This is a genomic window from Rhodococcus sp. FW305-130 (assembly GCF_058788335.1).
Genome location: NZ_JBYTAP010000007.1, coordinates 11,897 through 33,397, shown reverse-complemented (window position 1 = coordinate 33,397; position 21,501 = coordinate 11,897). Strand labels below are relative to the sequence as shown.

The following is a 21,501-nucleotide window of genomic DNA, read 5'->3' as shown; positions in this document are numbered from 1 at the left end:
CATAGAGTTCACCCGTGGACTTCGCATTGCGCTCGTGCAGTTGGCACGGTCACGAGACCTACGCTCCGGACGAACCTGAGCTGCGGGATCGACTTCATGTGGAGACAGCGGTAGGACAGGCTTGGCGGTGTCTACGTTGCGGCAACTTCGTCCCGGGAGCACCGCGAGCGTCCGGGCCGGCGGACGCCGCTCCCGAGGTTCCGCGGGGACGGCTGCTTCGCGACCGGTTGATCATGCGACTTCTTGCCACCGAGAGAATGTTCCGCGCTCTGGGGTTGGTTCTTCTGGCGATCGGGGTGTTCAAACTCAGATCGTCGAAGGGGCGCGTCGAGGACGCCTTCGAGAACGAATTGCCGTTGATCAGACCATTGGCCCGCCAGCTGGGTTGGAACATCGACGATTCCAAACTGGTCCATCACATCGAGCAGGCGTTTTCGTTGTCGGCGACGACGCTCACCTGGATCGCGGTCGGTCTGTTGGTCTACGCCGGCCTGCAAGTGATCGAGGCCGTCGGGCTGTGGATGGTCAAACGCTGGGGCCAGTACTTCGCAGTGGTGGCGACCAGCTTGTTCCTGCCCCTCGAAATCTACGAATTGACCGAGAAGATCACGTGGTTGAGGGCCGGGCTGCTGCTGGTGAACGTCGCCGCCGTCGTGTGGCTGATCTGGAGCAAGCGGCTATTCGGTGTCCGCGGCGGCGGCGCGGCGTATCACGCCGAACATTCGGAGGAGAGCCTGCTGACGGTGGAGCGGGCCGCGGTCAAACAGGCTTCGTGAGAACGGCTTTCGACGCGGCAGCACCAGCCAGTGTTGCTGCCCCGATCGTGATCATGGCGGCGAGGAGGATGGCTGCGGGTTCACCGTCGCCCATCACCCCCAATTGAGTGCCCACCGTCACTGCGGCAACCGGTACTCCCAGTTGTGCGGCGGACAGCACGCCGAGAGGGAGCGGGAGACCGAGGGCGCGTATCGCGGCGTGAACCACGAGAGTTGCTCCGCCCAAGACCAATCCGAGCCAGATGGCGGACGGATGAGTGACGAGGTCGCGCAGATTGATCGCCGCTCCCAACCAGACGAAGAAGAGGGGCGCGAAGAAGCCGTCGGTGATCGCGAAGAGTTGTTTGGCGAGGCGGCGGGGTTCACCGATCGCGGCCAGGACCAGTCCGAAGGCGAAGCCCGCGAGCATGATCGACACGTGAGTGCTGGAGGCCAGCGCTGCCAGAGAAAAGAGGATCACCAGATTGATCCGGAGTTCGAGTGCAAACTTTCGTTTCTCCGAGAATTTGTGGAGCTTTCGCCAATGGCCGGACCGGTGGAAGGCTCGCAGTACGAAGAACAAGGCAACCGCACACGCCGCCACCGCCAGTGCGCCGACACCGGCACGAGGGGCATTGTCCGGATCGATCACCAGAGGCAGCGCGACAATGCAGACGGTGTCCGCGATCGCGACCTGGGCAGTCATCTGCAGAACCGAGGTTCCACCGAGCCCCAGCGAATCGACGATGGGGAGAATCAACGCCGCGGACGACGACGCGATCAGGACCGCGTACAGCGCGGCGTGACCGGTGCCGAATGCCGTCGCCGCACCGTAGCCGGCAACCACCGACAGGAGTCCGACGACAACCGAGCGAACGGCACCCTTGCCGATTGCCGCACGAACTGCCGGATCGCGGACCGGGACGTGTGAGCCGGCCACCATCATCGTGAGCGCGAACCCGATATCGGCCAGGAACGTGAAAGTCTGGTCCGAAGAGTCGAGCAGCCCGAAACCGGTGACACCGAAGACGACGCCCGCGGCAAGTTCGCCGACCACCACGGGGACATGCCAACTGACGCGAGCGCCGAGCAGCGGACCGAGGATGCCGGCCAGCGCGACGAGGGCAAGGATGCCGAAGGTCATCGACGACCTACGACGTCACTGTCGAGGGAGCGATCTTTGCAGGGATGCCGGTGTTCTCGTCCACGTGGTAGCTCGCACAGACACGGTGGTAGCCGTCGGCGATCTGCGCCGGTACTCCGGCGCGGAAGTCTCCCTGCACCAGCAGGATCGGAGACAGCGCGATCCCCTTGCGGATCTTCAACAGGTCGGCAGCAACGTGCGGGTTGTCGACCGGGAGCAGGGGTAGCCCGGCGGCCCGCAGGATGTCCTTGGCCTTCTTCGAGACCAGCGTCGCCGTCTTGAGGGCGTACACGAGAGCTTGGACCTGAACCGGTGTCGCGCCCAACTGGAGGTAATCGCGGGCCGCCGGGTAGTCGTGCTCGTCCGGCAGGTCCTTCCAGAGAACGGCAGGAGCCTTCTCGGCTACCTTCGGCTCTGCTGTCTTGGGAGCCTTCGGCTGGGCTGGCTTCGGCGCCTTTGGCTGGGCTGCCTTCGACGTTTTGCTCTTGGCCATCTGTGCTGTTTCCTTCAGTGTCGGTCCGCGAGTGGAGCTGGTGCAGAAATCGTGCACTATCAGCGCCGCAGGCACCACATCGGAGCTGTTTGGCCCCCTAGGCGGCGGGTAATCAGCAGACTGCGGGGGAACGAGCAGGAGGCGAAGCAATGAAGCGGATTCTCGCAGTGCTCGCAGCGCTGATCCTGGCGGTGTTCGCACTGACCGCGTGCAGTGACAACAACGATTCGTCGGACAACGATTCGGCCGATCACGACGGCATGGCGATGACCAGTATGCCGATGACGAGCATGCCGACCAGTATGTCGATGCCGAGCATGCCTCTGGGTATGTCGACGCCGGGAGCGTCGTCGATGGGAATCGTGATCAGCGGTTTCGAATATTCGACGCCGGAGTCGGTGATGCCCGGACAGGTACTGACCATTCAGAACAACGACACCGTCGAGCACTCGGTCACGTCCGATACCGCAGGGTTGTTCAACGAGGACATCGAAGCGGGTGAGACGGAAACCATCACGGTGCCGAACGAGCCTGGAACGTACACGTTCCACTGCACCTACCACCCGAGTATGCGCGGCACCTTGACGGTCAAGTAGAGGTCGGCCCGTCCGGCGTAGCTTTTGCTCCGGAAACTTCGGCGGCGCGCACCCGATCAGGCTGGTGGAGAACAGATCCGGGTGTACGGTTTTCAGATGCGCCGGAGAATTGCGATCAGTGTCGTCACGCTCGTGGTTTGTGCCCTCGGCTTTTCGCCGCCGGCGCTCGCGGATCCACCGAACGGCTCGTATTCGTCACAGCTGCTGTACTTCTCGGTCGATGTCGGGCCTGAACTCTCGACGCCGTGCACCGTCGTCGGTGAACTTTTTGTTCCCGACGGCGTCGATGCGGACAACCCAGCGCCCGCGATCCTGACCACCAACGGGTTCGGTGGTTCGTACAAGGACCAGATTCCCGCGCTGCAGAACTTCGCCGAGAACGGGTATGTCGGACTGACGTATTCGGGATTGGGTTTCGGCGGCTCGGGTTGCAAGATCACACTCGATTCTCCCGCGTACGACGGCGTCGCTGCCTCCCAGTTGGTCAGCTTCCTCGGCGGCCAAGAAGGGATTGCCTTCACGGATCAGGCTCTGACGCAGCCCTATCCGGCGCTCACCGCGGTGGTTCAGGACTCCGTCGATCACACCGGTGCACCGTCGACGAACGACCCGCGGGTCGGAATGACGGGTGGCTCCTACGGCGGCGGGATTCAATTCGCCGCCGCGAGTGTCGATCCCCGTATCGACACGATCATCCCCATGATCACCTGGAACGATCTCTCGTATTCTCTGGCGCCCAACAGCACGGGCATCATCTCCGGTGTGTCGACAGCGGAGCCGGGAGCTGCGAAGGTGCTCTTTGCATCGCTGCTCTTCGGCGCGGGCATCGCGAATCCCGGTGTGGACGGCTACATCGCAGATCCCGCACGGCTACCCGGCTGCCCGAACTACGTCCCTTACATGTGCAACGCGATCGCCGAGGCGGTGGTGACCGGCGACATCGGACCGCAGGTAGTGAGTGAGCTCCGAGCGTCGTCGGTCTCGTCGTTCGTCGACCGGATCAACATTCCAGTACTGCTTGCTCAGGGACAACAGGACACCCTGTTCGATCTGAACGAGGCAACCGCGACTTACGACGCGCTGAAGGATCGTGGCGTCGATGCCAAGATGATCTGGCATTCGTGGGGGCACAGCCATTTGGCCGCTGCGCCCGGCGAATTCAGCTTCTCCGCTCCTGACGAAGACGCGCAATACGAAACCGGTCGCTTCATGGACTGGTTCGATCACTACCTCAAGGACGAGAACACGGAGACAGGACCGGAATTCGCGTATTTCCGTAACTGGATCGACTACGAGGGAAACGCGGCGCCGGCATACGCGACGTCCGACACCGTCGATGTCGGGACCGCCCGCGCCTTCCATCTGTCCGCTGACGGGGGACTGCTGCCGGACGGCACGCCGGTGATACCTGGTCCGAAGACGATCGTCACGGCACCGGGTGGGCTGCCGACAGGCGTCGAGCCGCTCAATATCAATCCGGCCGGAAACATTCCGAATGCACAGATTCCGGGAACCGAGGCGCTCTGGACCACTGCGCCGATGAACGAGGCGATGGACGTGGTGGGAGCCCCCACTGTGACGCTGCGTGTTGCGGCGCCCGGACAGCCGGTGGTGTTCGCGAAACTCTACGACGTGGCCCCGGACGGAACTTCCTCGCTGATCAACGGACTGATTGCGCCCATACGCATCAGTGATCCGTCCCAGCCGGTCCCGGTGACGATGCCGGCGATAGTGCATCGATTCGAGCCAGGGCATTCCGTGCGTCTCGCGATCACCGGTGGCGACATCAGTTTCCGTGGGGGACTGCAAGGTATGCCGGTGACGATCTTTGCCGACGGTTCCGGCCCCCTCGAACTCCCCGTCGTGAGCTGAAACACCGTGGGCTGAATTTCAGCGAGAAATGGTTCGACTGTCGCCGCGGAACTCGGCCACGACGGTGTCGCCGTTGCGAACGGTCACGTCGTAGATCCCACTTCGACCGCCTCGTGCCTTCTCGGTGGCGATCGCGGTCAAGGTGTCGCCCAGACGGGTCGGACGTAGAAATCGGATGTCCGCGCGCGCTGCAACGGCTGAATCCTCGTAGCCGTTGCAGGCGAGCGCAAACGCGGTATCCGCGAGCAGGAAAACATAACCACCGTGTGTGATTCCGTGACCGTTCACCATGGTTTCGCCCACGGTGACGGTCACGGTTGCGCTACCGGGCGCCAGCTCGGAAATCTCGATACCGAGTGCCTGCGACGCCTGGTCCGCGTCGAACATCTCTCTGGCGGTGATGCTTCCTGTACTCACGAGACAACTCCTGTGGGATCGGAGAATTGCAGGGGTCTAGAGGACCGAGACAACTTCCTGGACGTACATGTCGACTGTGCCGGTGGCAAAGTTTGCGACATCTTTTCCAGCGGCGCCCATCTCCGGGGACTTCAGGCCGCTCTGCATCGTCTCGAGATCGGGAAACACCAGGTTGGCGACGGCGTAGAAGACTGGATCGGAGCCGTCAAGCGTCGAGCACTTGCTGAACGTGAAGTCCGAGAGTCCTGGCACTGCGCTGGCGAGCGGGACGTGGATCTCGTTGTAGTACTTGTCGAAAGCCTCCGGATCGGTGGGGCGTCCGTAACATACTGCTACTCGATAGGTCATGTGCTTTCAATTCCCTTCGGGGCGAGTCTTGGCTACCAGAGTCAGGACGTCGTATGTCGCGACCGGATCGTTGTCCTGGTTCGTCACCACGGCATCCCAACGAACCTCACCGTAGTCGGCGCTGCTGCGAGGTGTGATGGTCTTGGCTGTGAGGGTGACCGTCAGGCTGTCTTCGGCTTTCACCGGGGTCAGGAACCTGAGGCTGTCCACGCCGAAGTTCGCGAGAACCGGGCCGGGAGCCGGGTCGACGAACAGACCGGCAGCGAGTGAGACAACCAGATAGCCGTGTGCGACGATGCCGCCGAACAGCGGGTTCGCCGCTGCGGCCACCGGATCGGTGTGTGCGTAGAAGGTGTCACCGGTGAACTCTGCAAAATGATCGATGTCTGCGAGTGTGACCTGGCGCGGACCGCCGACAACGGTGTCGCCGATCTTCAACTCGGCGAGACTCTTTCGGAATGGATGTTCGGATCCGGTCGTGCGCGCTGACCCGGTGAACCAGCGCTCGCCGACCGCGGTGAGCACGTCGGGTGTGCCCTGCACGGCCGTCCGCTGCATGTGGTGTAGAACTCCGCGGATGCCACCCAGCTCCTCACCGCCGCCGGCACGGCCCGGACCGCCGTGTACGAGGACTGGAAGGGGAGAGCCGTGGCCGGTGGATTCCTTGGCGTCGTCGCGGTTCAGGACGAGCACTCTGCCGTGAAAAGCTGCGAGGCCCAGCACCAGTCGACGTGCGATGTCGGTGTCGGCAGTGACCACCGAGGCGACGAGGCTTCCCTCGCCACGGGCCGCGAGTTCGATCGCATGATCGATGCCGTCGTATCCGATGACGGTGCTGACGGGTCCGAAGGCCTCCAGCTCGTGTACCTCGTGCGCATTCTCTTCCGCCCGGAGAAGGACAGGGGAAAGGAAGGCCCCTGACTGGCCGTCGGCACCGATCACGTCGACGTTGTCCGGGTCTCCGAATACGATAGTTGCCGACTTCGTCAGACCGCGAATGGATTTCAAGACTTCATCGCGCTGCTCGATGCTGGCGAGAGCTCCCATCGTGACGCCGTCGGCATCGGGGTGTCCCACGATCACTTTGTTCAGTCGCTCGGATGCGGCATCGACAACGGCGTCGACCAGCGAGACCGGCACCAGGGCGCGCCGGATCGCCGTGCACTTCTGACCCGCCTTGACTGTCATTTCGGTGACGAGTTGTTTGACGTACAAATCGAATTCGGGCGTTCCTGGTACGGCGTCCTCGCCAAGGATCGACGCGTTGAGTGAATCGGCCTCGGCATTGAAATGGACGCCCTTGCCGACGACGTTCGGGTGAGCACGCAGCGTTGCGGCGGTGTCGGCGGATCCGGTGAATGCCACTGAGTCCTGCCCGCCGAGGTGATCGAGGAGGCCGCGTGCACTACCGGAGAGCAGTTGGACGGAACCCTCCGGGAGCAAGCCTGATTCGATGATGCGCCGGAAGACGAGTTCGGTGAGATATGCCGTGGAACTGGCAGGTTTGACGATGGACGGCACACCCGCGATGAATGCCGGTGCCAGCTTCTCCAGGAACCCCCACACCGGGAAATTGAAGGCGTTGATCTGTACGGCGACGCCGCGGCGTGACGTATAGATGTGTTGCCCGAGGAAAGTTCCGCCCTTGCCCAGAGCTTCGACGTTTCCATCCAGAAAGACTGTGCTGTCGGGCAATTCGTGCCGAGCCTTGCTCGCGTAGCTCAGCAGGGTTCCGAATCCACCGTCGATGTCCACGCCGGAATCTCGCGTCGTCGCGCCGGTGGCAGTGGAGAGTGCGTAGAACTCGGCTTTTCCTGCCATCAACGTGAGGGCGAGAGCCTTGAGCGCGCCGGCACGTTCATGGAAGGTCATCGCAGACAGTGCAGGCCCGCCGACCTCGCGTGCGTACGTAACCATCTCGGCGAGGTCGACGCCGGTTGCGGAGATCCGGGCCACCTCCGATCCGTCCACTGCGCTCGGCAACGGGGTACCTGCGTCCGGTGCGGCGTACCAGCGACCGGCTACATAGCTTTCCAACAGTCTGCTCACGACAACTCCATCTCACCGTACGTTCGGTCGGTAATTACGATCGCCCGGTAACGCCGCGTTGTCAAGGATTCGGCAGAACTGCCTGGAATCAGGCCTTGCGAAGTCCGTCGAAAGTGACGGCGACGACCGCGTCGGCAATGTCGGAGACGGACTCGCCCGCTCGGGGTTTGTACCACTCGATCAGTGAGTTGACGGTGCCGAACATCAGCTTGCTGGCGAGGGCCGGTTCGATGTCCGGGCGCAGGTCTCCCTCCGCTGCGGCGGACGAGACGAGGCCTCCGACGAAGTTGTCGAATTCGCGTCGACGGGCGAGTGCGGCCCGCTCGACCGTCGTGTTGCCGCGGACGCGCAGGAGCAGGGTGACGTACGGAAGCTCTGCGACCAGCACCTCTACGCTGCGCCGGACCAGGTATTCGAGCCGGTCGATGTACGGACCGGTGGTGGCGCCTTCTTCGGTCGTGACCGCAAACAGGGCGTTGAGGGCACGCGAAAGTGCGAGTTCGAGAAGTTCCGACTTGCCGGACACGTGGTGGTAGATCGAGGACTTCGTGATGCCGAGCTTCTTGGCGAGCACCTCCATGCTGGCGCCGTCGTAGCCCTTGTCGTTGAACACCTTTACAGCCACGGCTAAGAGCGAATCGAGGTCGTAGCCGGGACGTCCGGGGAGGCCGGTGCGTCGAGTGGGGCGTGCCGTAGTCATGCCCCCATCTTCTCAGTTCGGGCAAAGCTGTGCACCAACCTCGTTTTCACTCTTGCCAAACGACCGAATGTTCGGTTATTAATGTAAGAGAGCGAGAAGGAGCGAATGTGAACACCCTGCACGTGGACGAGCGCGAGGATCGCGTCGTGGTCACCCTCGACAGGCCCGCGCAACGCAACGCGATCAACGCGGAAATGATCGACGAACTGCATCAGGTTTGTGGACGCCTCGAACGGGATCCGAAGCTGCTCCTGCTTGCCGGGCGCGGAGACCACTTCGCGGGCGGCGCTGACATCGCGGAGCTCCGAGCGCGCGGACGAGAGGAAGCGTTTGCGGGTATCAACCGGACCCTGTTCGACCGTATCGGAAAGCTCCCGCTGCCCACCGTGGCCGCCGTGAGCGGCTATGCGCTCGGCGGCGGGGCAGAGTTGACCTACGCCTGTGACATTCGCGTCGCGACAACGACGGCGGTCTTCGGTAATCCCGAGCCCAATCTCGGCATAATGGCAGCCGCCGGCGCCAGCTATCGGCTGCCGAAGCTCGTCGGAGTCTCGATCGCGAAGCAAGTGCTCCTCGGTGCCAGGAACCTCGACGCCGAGCAGGCGCTACGAGCGGGCCTGGTTGTCGAGGTGACCGAACCGAACTGCCATGTCGATGCAGCGCATCGGCTGCTCGACCGTATTTCCCGACTGTCCCCGCTGGCACTGCGATTGACGAAGATCATTGTCGACGCGCCGGGATCGCATCCGTTTGCCGACGACATCGCCCAAGCTGTCCTGTTCGAGAGTTCGGACAAGCGTGATCGCATGACGGCCTTCCTGGAGAAGAAATCATGACTGAAGCAGTTGCACCGAAGACCGTCGGAGTCATCGGCGGTGGACGTATGGGTGCAGGTATCGCCCAGGTGTTCGCCGGTCTCGGCGGGGCGGTCACCATCGCGGAGAGTGGCGACGCCGAGGCAGCGTTACAGCGTGTTTCCACCGGCCTCGACCGCGCCCACGAGCGAGGGAAACTCGGCGACCAGGATCCCGCGACGGTCCTCGCGCGCGTGAGCGTCGTAGGCGCAGTGAGCTCCTTACCCCCGTCGCTCGACCTGATCGTCGAGGCGGTCCCGGAAATTGCGGCCCTCAAGGTCGAGGTGCTCGCCGCTGCGGAAACCGTTGCCGGAGAACGCACCGTGATCGCCAGCAACACCAGTTCCATGTCGATCGCCGAACTCGGCGCAGCGCTGACGGATCCGAGCCGGTTCATCGGTATGCACTTCTTCAATCCAGTCCCGGCGTCGTTGTTGGTCGAGATCGTCCGGGCACCTCAGACCCGCCCCGAGGTTGTCGACTCGGTACGGGCATGGGTGTCGATGCTCGGCAAGGCCGAGGTGCTCATCAACGACTCACCTGGTTTTGCAACCAGCCGGCTTGGCGTCGGTCTCGGGCTCGAAGCCATCCGCATGCTCGAAGAAGGTGTGGCGGACGCGGAATCGATCGACCGGGCCATGGAATTGGGGTACCGGCATCCGATGGGGCCGCTTCGTTCGACAGATCTGGTCGGGTTGGATGTGCGCCTGGCGATCGCCGAACACCTCGCGAGCACTCTCGGTGATCGATTTACTCCTCCAGCATTGCTGCGAGAGAAGGTGGCTCGCGGCGAGTTGGGGCGCAAGACGGGACAGGGTTTTCACACATGGAGCTGAACCGAACTGCCTGCGAAAGGAACATCGATGACTGACGTGATCCGCTTGGAGATCGAGCGAGGTTTGGCGACAATCACTCTCGACCGGCCTGAGGCAGCCAATGCCGTCAACGGCGAAATGAAGTCTCAGCTGCTCGAAGCGTTGCTGCAGGTCCGCGCGGACGCAGGCGTTCGAGCGGTGTTGATTCTCGCCGAAGGCAAGAACTTCTGCGTCGGTCAGGATCTGGGCGAGCACGCGGCAGCGTTGAATGCTGATCCGGCGCACGCGATGGATACCGTCGCCGCGCACTACAACCCCATCGTCACGGCGCTGTCGACGCTCTCTGTCCCGGTAGTGGTGGGTATCGGTGGGGCCTGCGTCGGGGCCGGGTTGGGGATCGCGTTGGCCGGAGACATCCGGGTCGTGGGGGCTCGCGCGAGCTTTGCGACGGCATTCACCGGCATCGGTCTGGCCAGTGACTCCGGGCTCAGTCATGCGCTCGTGCACGCGCTCGGACCCAGCCGTGCCAGTGGCCTGATGTTGCTCGGCGACAAGTTCGACGCGCAGAGCGCACTGGAGTGGGGCTTGGTTCATCGCGTGGTGGCCGACGAGGACGTCGCAGCTGAGGCTCGGGTACTCGCGCGTCGGCTTGCCGACGGACCCACCGCGGCCTTCGCCCACGTGAAATCGCTGATCCGTGCCGTTGCTCCTGGGCTTTCCCAGGCGCTGGAGGCCGAGGCGAACGCACAGGTGGAGCTGGGTTCGACGGCAGATCATCAAGGCGCAGTCACGGCTTTCCTGTCGAAGCAGAAGCCGGTTTTCGAGGGCCGCTGATTTCTGGTGCGTCGAAAGATTCTCTTGTGCGCTGGGACACCTCGGTGCATACTAGTTACCAACCGATCATTCGGTAATAAAAGGTAGGTACGATGACCAACGTGGAAGCTCCACAAGACCTGCAGAACCTGTTCGACGAGACGATCGCGGCAGACCAGCGCATCGAGCCTCGCGACTGGATGCCGGACGGCTACCGCAAGACTCTGATTCGTCAGGTTGCCCAGCATGCCCACTCCGAGATCATCGGAATGCAGCCCGAGGGAAACTGGCTCACCCGTGCGCCTTCGTTGCGACGCAAGGCGATCTTGATGGCGAAGGTCCAGGACGAGGCCGGGCACGGTCTGTATCTCTACTCCGCGGCCGAGACGCTCGGTGCCGATCGTGGCGATCTGACCACCAAACTGATCGAGGGAAAGCAGAAGTACTCCTCGATCTTCAACTATCCGACGCTGACCTACGCCGACGTGGGTGTGATCGGCTGGCTGGTGGATGGAGCCGCTATCTGCAATCAGGTTCCGCTGTGCCGCAGCTCCTTCGGGCCGTATGCGCGCGCGATGATCCGTGTGTGCAAGGAGGAATCGTTCCATCAGCGGCAAGGCTTCGAGTTGTTGGCGACGATGATGCGCGGCACGGAAGCTCAACGTGCGATGGTGCAGGAAGCCGTCGACCGATGGTGGTGGCCCGCTCTGATGATGTTCGGACCGCCGGACGACGAATCGCCGAACACCGAGCAGTCGATGAAGTGGCGCATCAAGCGGCACACGAACGACGAACTGCGGCAGCGATTCGTGGACATGTCGATACCGCAGGCCGAGATACTCGGTGTGACCTTCCCTGATCCCGACCTGCGCTGGAACCCTGAGCGTGGCGCACACGATTTCGGCGAGCCGGACTGGAGCGAATTCATGGATGTGGTCCGCGGCAACGGAGCGGCGAGCGTCGAGCGGATCACCAATCGGAAAGCCGCACACGACAACGGGGCCTGGGTTCGCGACGCCGCCTACGCCTTTGCACAGCGCGAGAGACTCGCGCACGATCGCACGACTGGGGAAACATCATGAGCGAGAACGATCAGGTACAGGGCGATCAGGTGCGGGGCGAATGGCCTTTGTACGAGGTATTTCTGAGGGGAAAGCGCGGACTGAACCACGTGCATGTCGGATCCCTGCGCGCGGCAGACGACCAGATGGCGCTACGCCACGCGCGCGACGTCTACACCAGACGTAACGAAGGCGTGAGTATCTGGGTCGTGCCATCCGCGAAAATCGTGGCTTCGAGTCCGGCAGAAAAGGATCCGTTCTTCGCGCCGAGCGGCGACAAGGTCTACCGGCACCCGACCTTCTACGACATTCCGGACTCCGTTCCGCACATGTGAGAATCACTTCGACTTCGAGGACCAACAGATGAACGATCACGACAGTGCCTACGACGGCCTGGTCGACGGTGACGGCCACGGTCAGTGGGCGTTCGGAACAAGCTTCGACGACCCCCTCGCCGGAGTCGACACCACGGTGCCCGGCGATGTCGATCTCGGTGCGCTGGCGCGCTACTGCCTCATGCTTGGCGACGACGCGCTCGTCAGTTCGCAACGACTCGCCGAATGGTCCACGCGAGCACCGGAACTCGAAGAAGAGGTAGCTCTCGCCAACGTCGGCCTGGACTTGATCGGGCAGGCCAGGCTGCTGCTGGCTCGCGCGGCAGCAGCCGATTCCACTGTGGTTCCGTTCATTTCGGATACGTCGCCGGTGCCGGCCGAAGATGCGCTCGCCTTCTTTCGTGATCAGTTCGGGTTCCGCAACGTGAGACTGGTGGAACTCGCCAACGGCGACTTCGCGCACACGGTCGTTCGGCTACTCGTGTTCTCGACCTGGCGGCTGGCGCTGTTCGATCGGCTGCGCATGTCGCGCGATCCGGTTCTCGCAGCTGTGGCGAACAAAGGTGTCAAGGAACTGACCTATCACCGCGACTACGCGGCAAGATGGGTCGTCACCTTGGGCGCCGGCACGGCAGAATCCAAGCGTCGGACGGCCGACGCCCTGCTCGAGATCTTCCCGTTCGTGGACGAACTCTTTGTTCCCACCCAGGACGAACTCGTTTTGGCAGAAGTTGGCGTCGGAGTGGATCCGCGTACTGTTCGGCCGGAGTTCGACGCTGTTCTTGCCCAGGTCCTCCATGCGGCCGAAATGGAAGAGCCCCCTTCACGTTTCTCCGGTTTCGTCGGCGGCCGCGGTGGACGTGCCGGACTGCACACCGGGGCGCTGGGACTACTTCTTGCCGAAATGCAGAGCGTCGCTCGGGAGCACCCGGAAGGGGTGTGGTGACCGTGGCTGCCACCACCGTCTCTTCCGCGCAGGAGATCGTCGCCTCGGTGATGGATCCGGAGATGCCACTGCTTACTCTGGCCGACCTCGGCGTCATCCGATCGGTCGACGTCGAAGCGAACTTCGTCTGTGTGACAATCACTCCCACCTATTCCGGGTGTCCCGCGATGGCGACGATGCGAGACGACATCGAGCACAAGCTGAACGATGCGGGATACGGCAGCGTCCGGATCAAGACTCAACTGTCGCCGCCTTGGAGTTCGGATTGGATCAGCGAGGAGGGGCTCGCGAAACTTCGAACGGCTGGGTACTCGGTGCCGGGGGCAGCGCCGCGCCGCACCTCGGGGCCGATCGCATTGACCTTGACGGCCAAGCCCCGCGACATCCTCTGCCCCCAGTGCGGTTCGGCAAACACCAGACTGAGTTCGGAATTCGGTGCGACCCTGTGCAAAGCGCTGTATCGCTGCCTCGACTGCCTCGAGCCGTTCGATCACGTGAAGGAGATCTGAACAGATGAGTACCGCAACGACGAACCGGAACAAACCCTTTCACCCGTTGACGGTTGCCGGTGTCGAATCACTGTGCGACGACGCAGTTGCCGTCACCTTCGACGTGCCTGCCGATATCGCCGATCAATTCGATTTCGGCGCCGGGCAGTCACTGACACTGCGGCGGATGATCGACGGCGTCGAACACCGTCGTTCCTACTCGATCTGTGCACCGGTCGGGGCGTCTCCACGTGTGGGGGTTCGCGAAGTAGCAGACGGACTCTTCTCCACCTGGTTGGTGCGCGACGTCAAGGCCGGGGATCAAATCGACGTCCAGGGTCCTTCGGGCAATTTTGTCGCCGATCCGGCACTGGGTGGACGGCACGTTCTGATCGCGGCGGGCTCTGGCATCACGCCCATGCTGTCCATCGCTGCAACACTTTTGGCGAACCCCGAGGCCGATGTCACCCTGCTGTACGGGAACAGGCGTACTCGTTCGGTGATGTTCGCCGAAGAAATCGCCGACCTGAAGGACCGGTACGGTGCACGCCTGGACGTCATTCACGTTCTCTCTCGCGAGCCGCGGGAGGTCGAGTTGTTCTCGGGCCGTCTCGACGCCGACCGGTTGCGTGAGATCTTCACCTCTCTCGTGCCGTGCGACCAAGTCGACGGATTCTGGTTGTGTGGCCCCTTCGGGATGGTCAACGACGCCCAGGAAGTGCTGGCCGGCTTGGGAATTGCCAAGGATCGCATCCATCACGAGCTGTTCTACGTCGACGACGTCGCTCCGCCGGTTGCAGTGCATCGTGAGCGCGGAATTGTCGGACCGAGCAGCGAGGTGACGATTACTCTCGACGGTCGATCGACCACCGCGACGTTGCCACGCGACCAGTCGATTCTCGATGCGGCTGAACAGTACCGCTCGGATCTGCCCTTCGCGTGCAAGGGCGGAGTGTGCGGAACCTGCCGCGCCAAGGTCACCTGCGGTGATGTCGAGATGCGCAGGAACTACGCACTCGAAGACTACGAAGTCGACGCGGGTTTCGTGCTGACCTGCCAGACCTTTCCTGTCGGTGAACAGATAACAGTCGATTTCGACGCCTGACCGCCCGCACAGCGCCCTCACTGAGCCCACCGGAGACAATCATGACCGAACTCGCCACTGCTACTTCGCAAGAAATCGAATTCGCCAGCCGGGACCGCATTTCGACGCTCCAACTCGAGCGGATGCAATGGTCACTGATGCACGCGTACACCAATGTTCCGCACTACCGCAAAGCTTTCGACGACGCCGGCGTCCACCCGAGCGACTTGAAGGATCTGAGCGATCTCGCGAAGTTCCCCTTCACCACCAAAGCGGATCTGCGTGAGAACTATCCGTTCAAGATGTTTGCGGTGCCCCAGGACAAGGTCTCGCGAATTCACGCGTCTTCGGGGACCACCGGTCGCCCGACGGTGGTGGGGTACACGAGCAACGACCTGAACAACTGGGCCGATCTCATCGCGCGCAGTCTCTCGGCCGGCGGGGTGCGGTCTTCGGACAAGGTGCACGTGGCTTACGGGTACGGTCTGTTCACCGGCGGGTTGGGAGCACACTACGGTGCGGAGCGTTTGGGCTGCACGGTCATTCCCATGTCCGGTGGCATGACCGAGCGGCAGATCCAACTGATCGAGGACTTCGAACCCGACGCGATCATGGTGACGCCGTCGTACATGTTGACCATCGTGGATGCGATGATCAAGAAGGGTATTGATCCTTCGAAAACCTCGCTGCGGGTTGGAGTTTTCGGAGCGGAGCCGTGGACCGAACAGATGCGTACCGAGCTGGAACAACAACTCGACATGCACGCCGTCGACATCTACGGGCTCTCCGAGATCATGGGCCCGGGCGTGGCAATGGAATGTGTGGAAACCAAAGACGGACTCCATATCTGGGAAGACCACTTCTACCCGGAGATCATCGACCCGGTCACGGGTGAGGTGCTGCCGGACGGAGAGGAAGGTGAGCTCGTTTTCACCTCGCTCACCAAGGAAGCGCTGCCTATCATTCGCTACCGGACCAGGGACCTGACCCGTCTGTTGCCCGGGACGGCGCGCTCGATGCGACGGATGCAGAAGGTCACCGGCCGGACCGACGACATGATCATCCTGCGTGGAGTCAATCTGTTCCCCACACAGATCGAAGAACTGATCCTGACCGTCCCCGCCCTCGCGCCTCAATTCCAGTGTGTGCTGGAGCGTCCGGGTCGTATGGACACCCTGACAGTGCGCGTCGAGGCTCGCCCCGACGCGGCAATTTCGGACCATGCGGCAGCGTCGTCTGTATTGCAGAAGCTGGTGAAGAACAAGATCGGTGTCACGGTCGAGGTAAACGTTCTCGAACCCGGCGGACTCGAACGCTCGATCGGCAAAGCGCGTCGTCTGATCGACCAACGTCCGAAGGACTGAAACTACTCCAGGGCCATGCGGGTGGCGAAGATTCCGAGAATGCCACCAGCAAGCCACTTCTGAGCCCGCATCCATACCGGACGTGCCACGAGGAAGGTCGACACGGCCGCCGCACAGCACACGATCAACGCGTTGACAGTGACTGCGACCAGGATCTGCACGCCGCCGAGTACGAGTGCCTGTTGCCAGACCGGGCCCGCAGTGGGATCGACGAACTGGGGGATCAGGGCCGCGTACATCAGCGCAATCTTGGGATTGAGCAGATTGGTGGTCAACCCCATCCCGAACAGACGGCCGCTACCGTGGCGGTCGACTTCGCCCACCTCGAAGGCGGACTTCCCACCTGGTCGAAGGGTCGACCAGGCGAGATAGGCCAGATACAGGGCGCCGCCGATTTTCACCGCGGTGAACACCGTGGGTACGGCGAAGAGAACCGCTGTCAGTCCAGCGCACGTGGCGGCGAGGTAGACCAGGAAACCGGTTGCGACTCCGCCGAGCGAGATCAAGCCTGCCCGACGGCCCTGGCTGATGCTGCGTGACACCAGGTAGATCATGTTGGGGCCCGGTGTCAGAACCATCGCCAGGGCTATCAGCGCGACTCCCGTCATCGACGCTGACGTGATCATGTCGGTCTCCCACTACTCGGTACGTATGTTTCGTCGAGTACACAAGGGATTACCGTGGCGCGCCAAGGTCCAGTTCGCAGGCAGTGGTCCGCTCAGGTATTGGCCCAGCTGTCGGGCCCGAAGACCTCGTAGTGGATATTCTGTGCCGGAACATCCCTTTCGAGCAACGATGCGCGCATCGCCAACATGAACGGCATCGGCCCGCAGAGGAAGGCTTGGGTATCGGGCTCCACTGCAATGTCCTGCAAATCCGCCCGTCCTTCGTGAACCGATCCGAACGCCACGTGCGTGCCGAGATCCTCGTACCAACGATGCAAAGTTGCGGCGGGAATCTTGTCGACGAGTGTGCTGAGTTCCGCTCGGTGCGCATGATCCGCGATGGATCGATCAGCATGAATGACAGAGACCGAACGCTCGGCGCCGGTGTCCACGAGATGATTGAGCATCCCGATCATCGGTGTGCAACCGATTCCGGCCGACGCGAGTAGGAGAGGTGAGTTGTCATCCGGCATGGTGAGATCACCGAAAGGCGTGGTGACGGAGAGTTCCTGACCTTCGAATACGTTGTTGTAGAGGAAGTTCGACACTTCGCCATCAGGAGTGCCGGAGATTCGCTTGACGCTGATCCGCCAGTCTGCGCTGCTCGGTATCGAACACAGGCTGTATTGGCGGATCTGGCGAGCGCCGTCGGGCAGCGTAACCCCGACCGAAAGATACTGTCCGGGCGCGAAGGTGGGGAGTGCACTGCCGTCTAGCGAAGTGAGCGTCAGTGAGACGGTATCGGCGGACTGAAGAACTCGTTCGCTGATCCTGACCGTGCGCCAGACGTCACCGGCGTCGACGCCGGCGAGTTGGTAGAGGCCACGCTCCATCGTGATGAGGGTTTCCGCCATCAGCCAGTAGACCTCGTCCCAGGCTGCTGCGACGTCGGGAGTGACTGCATCGCCTAGTATTTCGACGATCGCGGCAAAGAGGTGTTCGTGCACGATTGCGTACTGGTCGGGCGTGATTCCCAGCGACGCATGCTTGTGCGCGATACGTGAGAGTATGAGATCGACCTTGGCGCTGTCCGGCTCGAGCTGAAGCGTCGCGAATGCCGCGATGGCGCCGGCGAGAGCCTTCTGCTGTTCGCCCTGTTTCTGATTGCCGCGATTGAACAAATCACGTTCGAGTTCAGGATGTGCGTCGAACATCTTGCGGTAGAACAGGGTTGTGATATCGCCGATGGCGGCGCCGACCACGGGAAGGGTGGCGCGAATGACCTCGGTTGACTGTGGGGAAAGCATGAGCTGCTCCGTTCGGTCGAAATTCGATTGATCAGCCTGCTTCGTCGCTCCGGGTGGTGAGGCGTAGCAGGACAGTTTTGGACGGCTGCCGGATGACGTCTTCGATCGTGACCGCGTCGAGTGAAACGAAAAACGCTTCCTGTGCTTCGCGCAAAGCGCTCCGAAGGAGGCAGCCGCCGCGAAGTGGGCACGGTTTGTCGCCTTCGCAGTCGACGACTTCACCCGGGCCTTCGAGGCGTCTGGCCAGCCAGCCGATGGTGGCGGTGCGGCCGAGTTCGGTGATGGAAAGCCCACCGCCGCGACCACGCCTGGTTGTGACGATGCCAAGCTCACCGAGCCGTGTAACCACCTTGGTGGCATGGGAGTACGACACGTTGAGCTGCTGCGCAACATCCCGGGTACTGGGGGAGGCATCCGCGTCGAGTACGGCCAACCGCATGACGACGCGCAATCCCAGATCGGTGAACTGCGTCAGTTGCATGATCTGAACCTACATAATTCGCATCTGAGATGACTATTTATGTGAGGGGGATCTCGAGGGGTCCCAACCAGGGCGAACGGTACGTTCGGCGCCTCCAGTGCGCTGAACGTGCCGTTCGCTCAGAGGCGGGCGGCCGAACCCCCGGCAACGACGTCGAGAAAGTGGGGTGCTCGCCAACCCCGCGCCGCAAAGTCGCGGCTCACCGACGCGATGACCTCCGCATGACTTCCTTCCGGAACCAATGCGATGGCCGAACCTCCGAATCCGCCGCCGGTCATCCGCGCACCGATCGCGCCGCCGCGTCGTGCTGCGGCAACGGCGACGTCGAGTTCTTCACACGAGACCTCGAAGTCGTCGCGCAACGACGCGTGGGAGTTGTCGAACAGCTCGCCGACGTCGCTGAATCTGTTGCTGCGCAGAAGCTCTGCGGTCTTCCGTGTCCGTTCGATCTCGGTCACGACGTGCCGTGCCCGCGCCCGGAGGATCGGGTCTCGCACTGTCTCGGCTTGGTCTGCAGTAGCCTCTCGCAAGCTGCCGACGCCGATAGCTGCTGCTGCATCGACGCATTGAGAGCGTCGCAACCCGTACTGTCCGTCTGCGAGCGAGTGTTTGACCCGAGTGTCGATGACGATCAGTTCGTACCCCGCACCGTGGAGTTCGAAAGGGATGGGTTCGGTGGATCCGTCCAGGCAGTCCAACAGGAGCGCAGTCGAGGGTCGGGCAAAGAGGGCAATGGATTGATCCATCCCGCCGGTCGGTGCGCCGACGCCGTCGTTCTCCGCCCGGATGCATATCTGTACCAGCTCATCGCGGGTGAATGGTGAATCGTGAAGTTCATTGACGGCCAACGCAACCGAACAGGTGAGGGCAGCGGAACTCGACAGCCCGGCCCCGACCGGTACCGACGAGTCGACTGCCAGATCGATTCCTCCGAGCGGGAGGCCTCGGCGCGCAAGAGACCACAGAACGGCTGTGGGGTAGGCGGCCCATCCTGCTGCGATGTCGCCGAGGGGCCCGGTGTATGTCTCGTCGGATTGCCGACTGTGCACGCGGACGACCCCGTCGCTGCGCAGTGCGACGGCAACCAGCGTTCGCTGCTCGAGAGCGACCGGTAGGCACAATCCACCGTTGTAGTCCGTGTGTTCACCGATCAGGTTGACTCGACCGGGTGCCGCCCAGGCTCCGGTTGCCGGATAGCCATGGTTGTCGTGAAACTGTTGGAGCACAGATGGTTTCGAGACGGTATCCACTATTTCAACTCCCGTAGGCGGGCCGCGACTGCCTCGGGAATGGTGTCGTTCACCCAGGCGCCCATGGCGGACTCGGACCCGGCGAGGTATTTGAGCTTGCCTGGTGCGCGCAAGATCGAGAACAGCTGAAGATGCAGTCGACCCAGAGGTCGGTCGATGCGGACGGGAGCTTGGTGCCAGGCCGCGATGTACGGTACCCGATCGACGCCCGGATAGAAGCGATCGATACGGCGCAGGAGATCTTGGTAAGCGACCGCAAGCTCTTCGCGCTCTTGGTCGTTCAACGAGGGAAGGTCCGGGACGTCTCGGTGCGGTGCCAGGTGAATCTCGATGGGCCATCGTGCGGCGGTCGGGACGTAGGCGCTCCAGTGATCGCCGTCGTAGATCAACCGGGTCCCGTCCTCGCGCTCGAACGCCAGAACATCGGCGAGCAGTGAGCGACCGGTGCGCTCGAAGTGTTTGTCCGCCTGCGTCAACATCGATCGGGTGCGTGACGTGACATACGGGTATGCGTAGATCTGTCCGTGTGGATGGGTGAGTGTCACCCCGATTTCTTCGCCGCGGTTCTCGAAGCAGAACACCTGTTCCACAACCGGATCCGCCGACAACTCTTCGGTCCGAGAAATCCATGCACCCACAATCGTACGCATGCGTTCGAGTGGAAGCTCGGCGACGGACGCCGTGTGATCGCTCGAGAAACACATCACTTCGCAGTGGCCGACAGCTGGGCGATCGCCCACACCGTCTCCCGGACTGTCAATGGCTTCCTCGGGTGCCGCTGCAAAGCTCGGAAACCGATTCTCGAACACCGCGACGTCGTAGTCTCCGTCGGGTATCTCTGTGGGCGTGCGTGTTTCGTTGGTCGGGCACAACGGGCATTCGGCGGCGGAGGGGAGATGTGTCCGTGTCATGCGATGCGAAGCCATGGTGATCCACTCCCCGGTGAGAACGTCGAACCTCATCCGAGACGAGTGGTCGAGAGCCGGCAATTCGCGGGAATCTCGCGCAGAGTGGGCGCGGGTACGGCCGGCATCGTCGAAGTAGAAGATCTGACGCCCGTCGGCGAGGGTACGACGGGTCGGATCCTGCTTGGGTGTCATGCGTCGACTTCCCATTCCAGAACACCCTTGCTGACAACGGGTTTCCACACTCCGATCGTGGATCCTGTTTCCAACGCTGCGGCATGGGCGCCCAACATGACCGAGATGGACGCCCAGATCGGACCGCCGTTGTCAGTGGCGTCCGACGCATACTCGGTCACACAATGATGGAGTGCGCCGTTTCGTGTGTCCACGAAGTAGTGGTACTCGTCCAGTCCGGCAAAGGGAAGGAACGAGGGGATGAACATGGTTGCGGCAGTGCCTGCGTCGCGTTGATCGTGTCGATCCATCTCGTCCTCGGCGTAGAGGTCCGGATTCTCGTAGATCGTCTCGTCCCACGTTTCGAGCAGAGTGAGTCGAACTTCGGTTGCGACGTCGATGGGGTAGAAGAACTTGTCGGGAAGCACGCTGCCGAGAAAGAGCCCGGTCCGGTCGTCGTGGGTCAGGCTGCCGTTGTGCACCCGATACAGCTCGCGAAGTTCCTGGGGCCACGTGACGCCGGTCGACGCTTCGAATTCCTCGATAACGGCGTCACCGAGCCCTGGCTGAAACGCTGCAGCCGTCACCGGTGCGTGTGTACGGCACCACGCTTCGATTCGGATCCATTCGTTTGCAACGCTCATG

General features: G+C 62.5%; 24 protein-coding genes. 12 read left to right on the top strand and 12 right to left on the bottom strand.

Annotation, left to right across the window (positions count from 1 at the left end):
• Positions 1-14 precede the first annotated feature (14 nt).
• Positions 15-776, top strand: a complete 762-nt coding sequence (locus AC3WQS_RS21580) for a DUF2127 domain-containing protein (RefSeq protein WP_492711738.1) — start codon at positions 15-17, stop codon at positions 774-776.
• Here AC3WQS_RS21580 and AC3WQS_RS21575 read toward each other — a convergent pair.
• Positions 760-1,899, bottom strand: a complete 1,140-nt coding sequence (locus tag AC3WQS_RS21575; RefSeq protein ID WP_492711736.1) for a cation:proton antiporter — start codon at positions 1,897-1,899, stop codon at positions 760-762. The genes AC3WQS_RS21580 and AC3WQS_RS21575 overlap by 17 nt on opposite strands.
• A 7-nt stretch (positions 1,900-1,906) precedes the next feature.
• Positions 1,907-2,269 (bottom strand): hypothetical protein, encoded by a 363-nt coding sequence (locus tag AC3WQS_RS21570; RefSeq protein ID WP_029537164.1) that lies wholly within the window; start codon positions 2,267-2,269, stop codon positions 1,907-1,909.
• 272 nt (positions 2,270-2,541) lie between these two features.
• Here AC3WQS_RS21570 and AC3WQS_RS21565 point away from each other — a divergent pair, with 272 nt between their 5' ends.
• On the top strand, positions 2,542-2,988 hold the full coding sequence (locus tag AC3WQS_RS21565) for a cupredoxin domain-containing protein (protein ID WP_029256507.1): 447 nt from the start codon (positions 2,542-2,544) through the stop codon (positions 2,986-2,988).
• Positions 2,989-3,084: 96 nt separating this feature from the next.
• A complete protein-coding gene (locus AC3WQS_RS21560) occupies positions 3,085-4,860 on the top strand; it encodes a CocE/NonD family hydrolase (RefSeq protein ID WP_492711735.1) in 1,776 nt (591 codons plus the stop codon).
• A gap of 18 nt (positions 4,861-4,878) precedes the next feature.
• On the opposite strand, the gene paaI is transcribed toward AC3WQS_RS21560, so the two are convergent.
• The 4 genes from paaI to AC3WQS_RS21540 all read right to left on the bottom strand — a co-directional run bounded on the left by paaI (position 4,879) and on the right by AC3WQS_RS21540 (position 8,374).
• Positions 4,879-5,247, bottom strand: coding sequence for a hydroxyphenylacetyl-CoA thioesterase PaaI (gene paaI, locus AC3WQS_RS21555; RefSeq protein ID WP_044480147.1), 369 nt, complete (start codon positions 5,245-5,247; stop codon positions 4,879-4,881).
• 66 nt (positions 5,248-5,313) lie between these two features.
• Positions 5,314-5,625: an EthD family reductase gene (locus AC3WQS_RS21550; protein WP_003943191.1), complete on the bottom strand. Its 312-nt coding sequence runs from the start codon at positions 5,623-5,625 to the stop codon at positions 5,314-5,316.
• A 6-nt stretch (positions 5,626-5,631) separates the two neighbouring features.
• Positions 5,632-7,674, bottom strand: a complete 2,043-nt coding sequence (paaZ, locus tag AC3WQS_RS21545) for a phenylacetic acid degradation bifunctional protein PaaZ (protein WP_492711734.1) — start codon at positions 7,672-7,674, stop codon at positions 5,632-5,634.
• An 88-nt stretch (positions 7,675-7,762) separates the two neighbouring features.
• On the bottom strand, positions 7,763-8,374 hold the full coding sequence (locus tag AC3WQS_RS21540) for a TetR/AcrR family transcriptional regulator (RefSeq protein WP_019745762.1): 612 nt from the start codon (positions 8,372-8,374) through the stop codon (positions 7,763-7,765).
• 107 nt (positions 8,375-8,481) lie between these two features.
• On the opposite strand from AC3WQS_RS21540, the gene AC3WQS_RS21535 reads away from it, so the two are divergent.
• The 9 genes from AC3WQS_RS21535 to paaK all read left to right on the top strand — a co-directional run bounded on the left by AC3WQS_RS21535 (position 8,482) and on the right by paaK (position 16,134).
• Complete coding sequence (locus AC3WQS_RS21535) at positions 8,482-9,210, top strand: enoyl-CoA hydratase/isomerase family protein (protein ID WP_031330720.1); 729 nt, start codon at positions 8,482-8,484, stop codon at positions 9,208-9,210.
• On the top strand, positions 9,207-10,064 hold the full coding sequence (locus AC3WQS_RS21530) for a 3-hydroxyacyl-CoA dehydrogenase family protein (RefSeq protein ID WP_492711733.1): 858 nt from the start codon (positions 9,207-9,209) through the stop codon (positions 10,062-10,064). Before AC3WQS_RS21535 ends, AC3WQS_RS21530 begins: the two co-directional genes overlap by 4 nt.
• Before the next feature lie 27 nt (positions 10,065-10,091).
• Entirely contained in the window at positions 10,092-10,877 is a 786-nt protein-coding gene (locus AC3WQS_RS21525; RefSeq protein ID WP_172932703.1) for an enoyl-CoA hydratase/isomerase family protein, read from the top strand.
• A gap of 92 nt (positions 10,878-10,969) precedes the next feature.
• A complete protein-coding gene (gene paaA / locus AC3WQS_RS21520) occupies positions 10,970-11,938 on the top strand; it encodes a 1,2-phenylacetyl-CoA epoxidase subunit PaaA (protein ID WP_007730621.1) in 969 nt (322 codons plus the stop codon).
• A complete protein-coding gene (gene paaB, locus AC3WQS_RS21515) occupies positions 11,935-12,252 on the top strand; it encodes a 1,2-phenylacetyl-CoA epoxidase subunit PaaB (RefSeq protein WP_020909477.1) in 318 nt (105 codons plus the stop codon). The genes paaA and paaB overlap by 4 nt, the downstream gene beginning before the upstream one ends.
• 28 nt (positions 12,253-12,280) lie before the next feature.
• Positions 12,281-13,198, top strand: coding sequence for a 1,2-phenylacetyl-CoA epoxidase subunit PaaC (gene paaC / locus AC3WQS_RS21510; RefSeq protein WP_007730623.1), 918 nt, complete (start codon positions 12,281-12,283; stop codon positions 13,196-13,198).
• Between the two features lie 50 nt (positions 13,199-13,248).
• Complete coding sequence (gene paaD, locus AC3WQS_RS21505; protein ID WP_046380078.1) at positions 13,249-13,707, top strand: 1,2-phenylacetyl-CoA epoxidase subunit PaaD; 459 nt, start codon at positions 13,249-13,251, stop codon at positions 13,705-13,707.
• 4 nt (positions 13,708-13,711) lie between these two features.
• Entirely contained in the window at positions 13,712-14,791 is a 1,080-nt protein-coding gene (gene paaE, locus AC3WQS_RS21500) for a 1,2-phenylacetyl-CoA epoxidase subunit PaaE (RefSeq protein ID WP_019745755.1), read from the top strand.
• A gap of 41 nt (positions 14,792-14,832) precedes the next feature.
• Entirely contained in the window at positions 14,833-16,134 is a 1,302-nt protein-coding gene (gene paaK / locus AC3WQS_RS21495; RefSeq protein WP_070385022.1) for a phenylacetate--CoA ligase PaaK, read from the top strand.
• 2 nt (positions 16,135-16,136) lie between these two features.
• On the opposite strand, the gene AC3WQS_RS21490 is transcribed toward paaK, so the two are convergent.
• The 6 genes from AC3WQS_RS21490 to AC3WQS_RS21465 form a co-directional block, all read right to left on the bottom strand.
• Complete coding sequence (locus tag AC3WQS_RS21490; protein ID WP_019745753.1) at positions 16,137-16,760, bottom strand: LysE family translocator; 624 nt, start codon at positions 16,758-16,760, stop codon at positions 16,137-16,139.
• Positions 16,761-16,852: 92 nt separating this feature from the next.
• On the bottom strand, positions 16,853-18,046 hold the full coding sequence (locus AC3WQS_RS21485) for a globin domain-containing protein (protein WP_020971120.1): 1,194 nt from the start codon (positions 18,044-18,046) through the stop codon (positions 16,853-16,855).
• 31 nt (positions 18,047-18,077) lie between these two features.
• Positions 18,078-18,527 (bottom strand): RrF2 family transcriptional regulator, encoded by a 450-nt coding sequence (locus tag AC3WQS_RS21480; protein ID WP_003943059.1) that lies wholly within the window; start codon positions 18,525-18,527, stop codon positions 18,078-18,080.
• A 119-nt stretch (positions 18,528-18,646) separates the two neighbouring features.
• The gene (gene galK / locus AC3WQS_RS21475; protein WP_492712574.1) at positions 18,647-19,777 is read right to left on the bottom strand and encodes a galactokinase; all 1,131 of its coding nucleotides are present in this window, start codon (positions 19,775-19,777) and stop codon (positions 18,647-18,649) included.
• Positions 19,777-20,877 carry a galactose-1-phosphate uridylyltransferase gene (gene galT / locus AC3WQS_RS21470; protein WP_492712575.1) on the bottom strand — a complete coding sequence of 367 codons (1,101 nt, stop codon included), beginning with the start codon at positions 20,875-20,877 and terminating at the stop codon, positions 19,777-19,779. Before galT ends, galK begins: the two co-directional genes overlap by 1 nt.
• Entirely contained in the window at positions 20,874-21,500 is a 627-nt protein-coding gene (locus tag AC3WQS_RS21465; protein ID WP_492712576.1) for an SMI1/KNR4 family protein, read from the bottom strand. The genes galT and AC3WQS_RS21465 overlap by 4 nt, the downstream gene beginning before the upstream one ends.
• Between the last annotated feature and the right edge of the window lies 1 nt (position 21,501).

Coding starts and splice junctions, on each gene's coding strand:
- AC3WQS_RS21575 (WP_492711736.1), bottom strand. CDS start 1,899: ATGACCTTCGGCATCCTTGCCCTCGTCGCGCTGGCCGGCATCCTCGGT.
- AC3WQS_RS21565 (WP_029256507.1), top strand. CDS start 2,542: ATGAAGCGGATTCTCGCAGTGCTCGCAGCGCTGATCCTGGCGGTGTTC.
- AC3WQS_RS21560 (WP_492711735.1), top strand. CDS start 3,085: ATGCGCCGGAGAATTGCGATCAGTGTCGTCACGCTCGTGGTTTGTGCC.
- paaI (WP_044480147.1), bottom strand. CDS start 5,247: ATGTTCGACGCGGACCAGGCGTCGCAGGCACTCGGTATCGAGATTTCC.
- AC3WQS_RS21550 (WP_003943191.1), bottom strand. CDS start 5,625: ATGACCTATCGAGTAGCAGTATGTTACGGACGCCCCACCGATCCGGAG.
- AC3WQS_RS21540 (WP_019745762.1), bottom strand. CDS start 8,374: ATGACTACGGCACGCCCCACTCGACGCACCGGCCTCCCCGGACGTCCC.
- AC3WQS_RS21530 (WP_492711733.1), top strand. CDS start 9,207: ATGACTGAAGCAGTTGCACCGAAGACCGTCGGAGTCATCGGCGGTGGA.
- AC3WQS_RS21525 (WP_172932703.1), top strand. CDS start 10,092: ATGACTGACGTGATCCGCTTGGAGATCGAGCGAGGTTTGGCGACAATC.
- paaA (WP_007730621.1), top strand. CDS start 10,970: ATGACCAACGTGGAAGCTCCACAAGACCTGCAGAACCTGTTCGACGAG.
- paaB (WP_020909477.1), top strand. CDS start 11,935: ATGAGCGAGAACGATCAGGTACAGGGCGATCAGGTGCGGGGCGAATGG.
- paaC (WP_007730623.1), top strand. CDS start 12,281: ATGAACGATCACGACAGTGCCTACGACGGCCTGGTCGACGGTGACGGC.
- paaD (WP_046380078.1), top strand. CDS start 13,249: ATGGATCCGGAGATGCCACTGCTTACTCTGGCCGACCTCGGCGTCATC.
- paaE (WP_019745755.1), top strand. CDS start 13,712: ATGAGTACCGCAACGACGAACCGGAACAAACCCTTTCACCCGTTGACG.
- paaK (WP_070385022.1), top strand. CDS start 14,833: ATGACCGAACTCGCCACTGCTACTTCGCAAGAAATCGAATTCGCCAGC.
- AC3WQS_RS21490 (WP_019745753.1), bottom strand. CDS start 16,760: ATGATCACGTCAGCGTCGATGACGGGAGTCGCGCTGATAGCCCTGGCG.
- AC3WQS_RS21485 (WP_020971120.1), bottom strand. CDS start 18,046: ATGCTTTCCCCACAGTCAACCGAGGTCATTCGCGCCACCCTTCCCGTG.
- AC3WQS_RS21480 (WP_003943059.1), bottom strand. CDS start 18,527: ATGCAACTGACGCAGTTCACCGATCTGGGATTGCGCGTCGTCATGCGG.
- galT (WP_492712575.1), bottom strand. CDS start 20,877: ATGACACCCAAGCAGGATCCGACCCGTCGTACCCTCGCCGACGGGCGT.
- AC3WQS_RS21465 (WP_492712576.1), bottom strand. CDS start 21,500: ATGAGCGTTGCAAACGAATGGATCCGAATCGAAGCGTGGTGCCGTACA.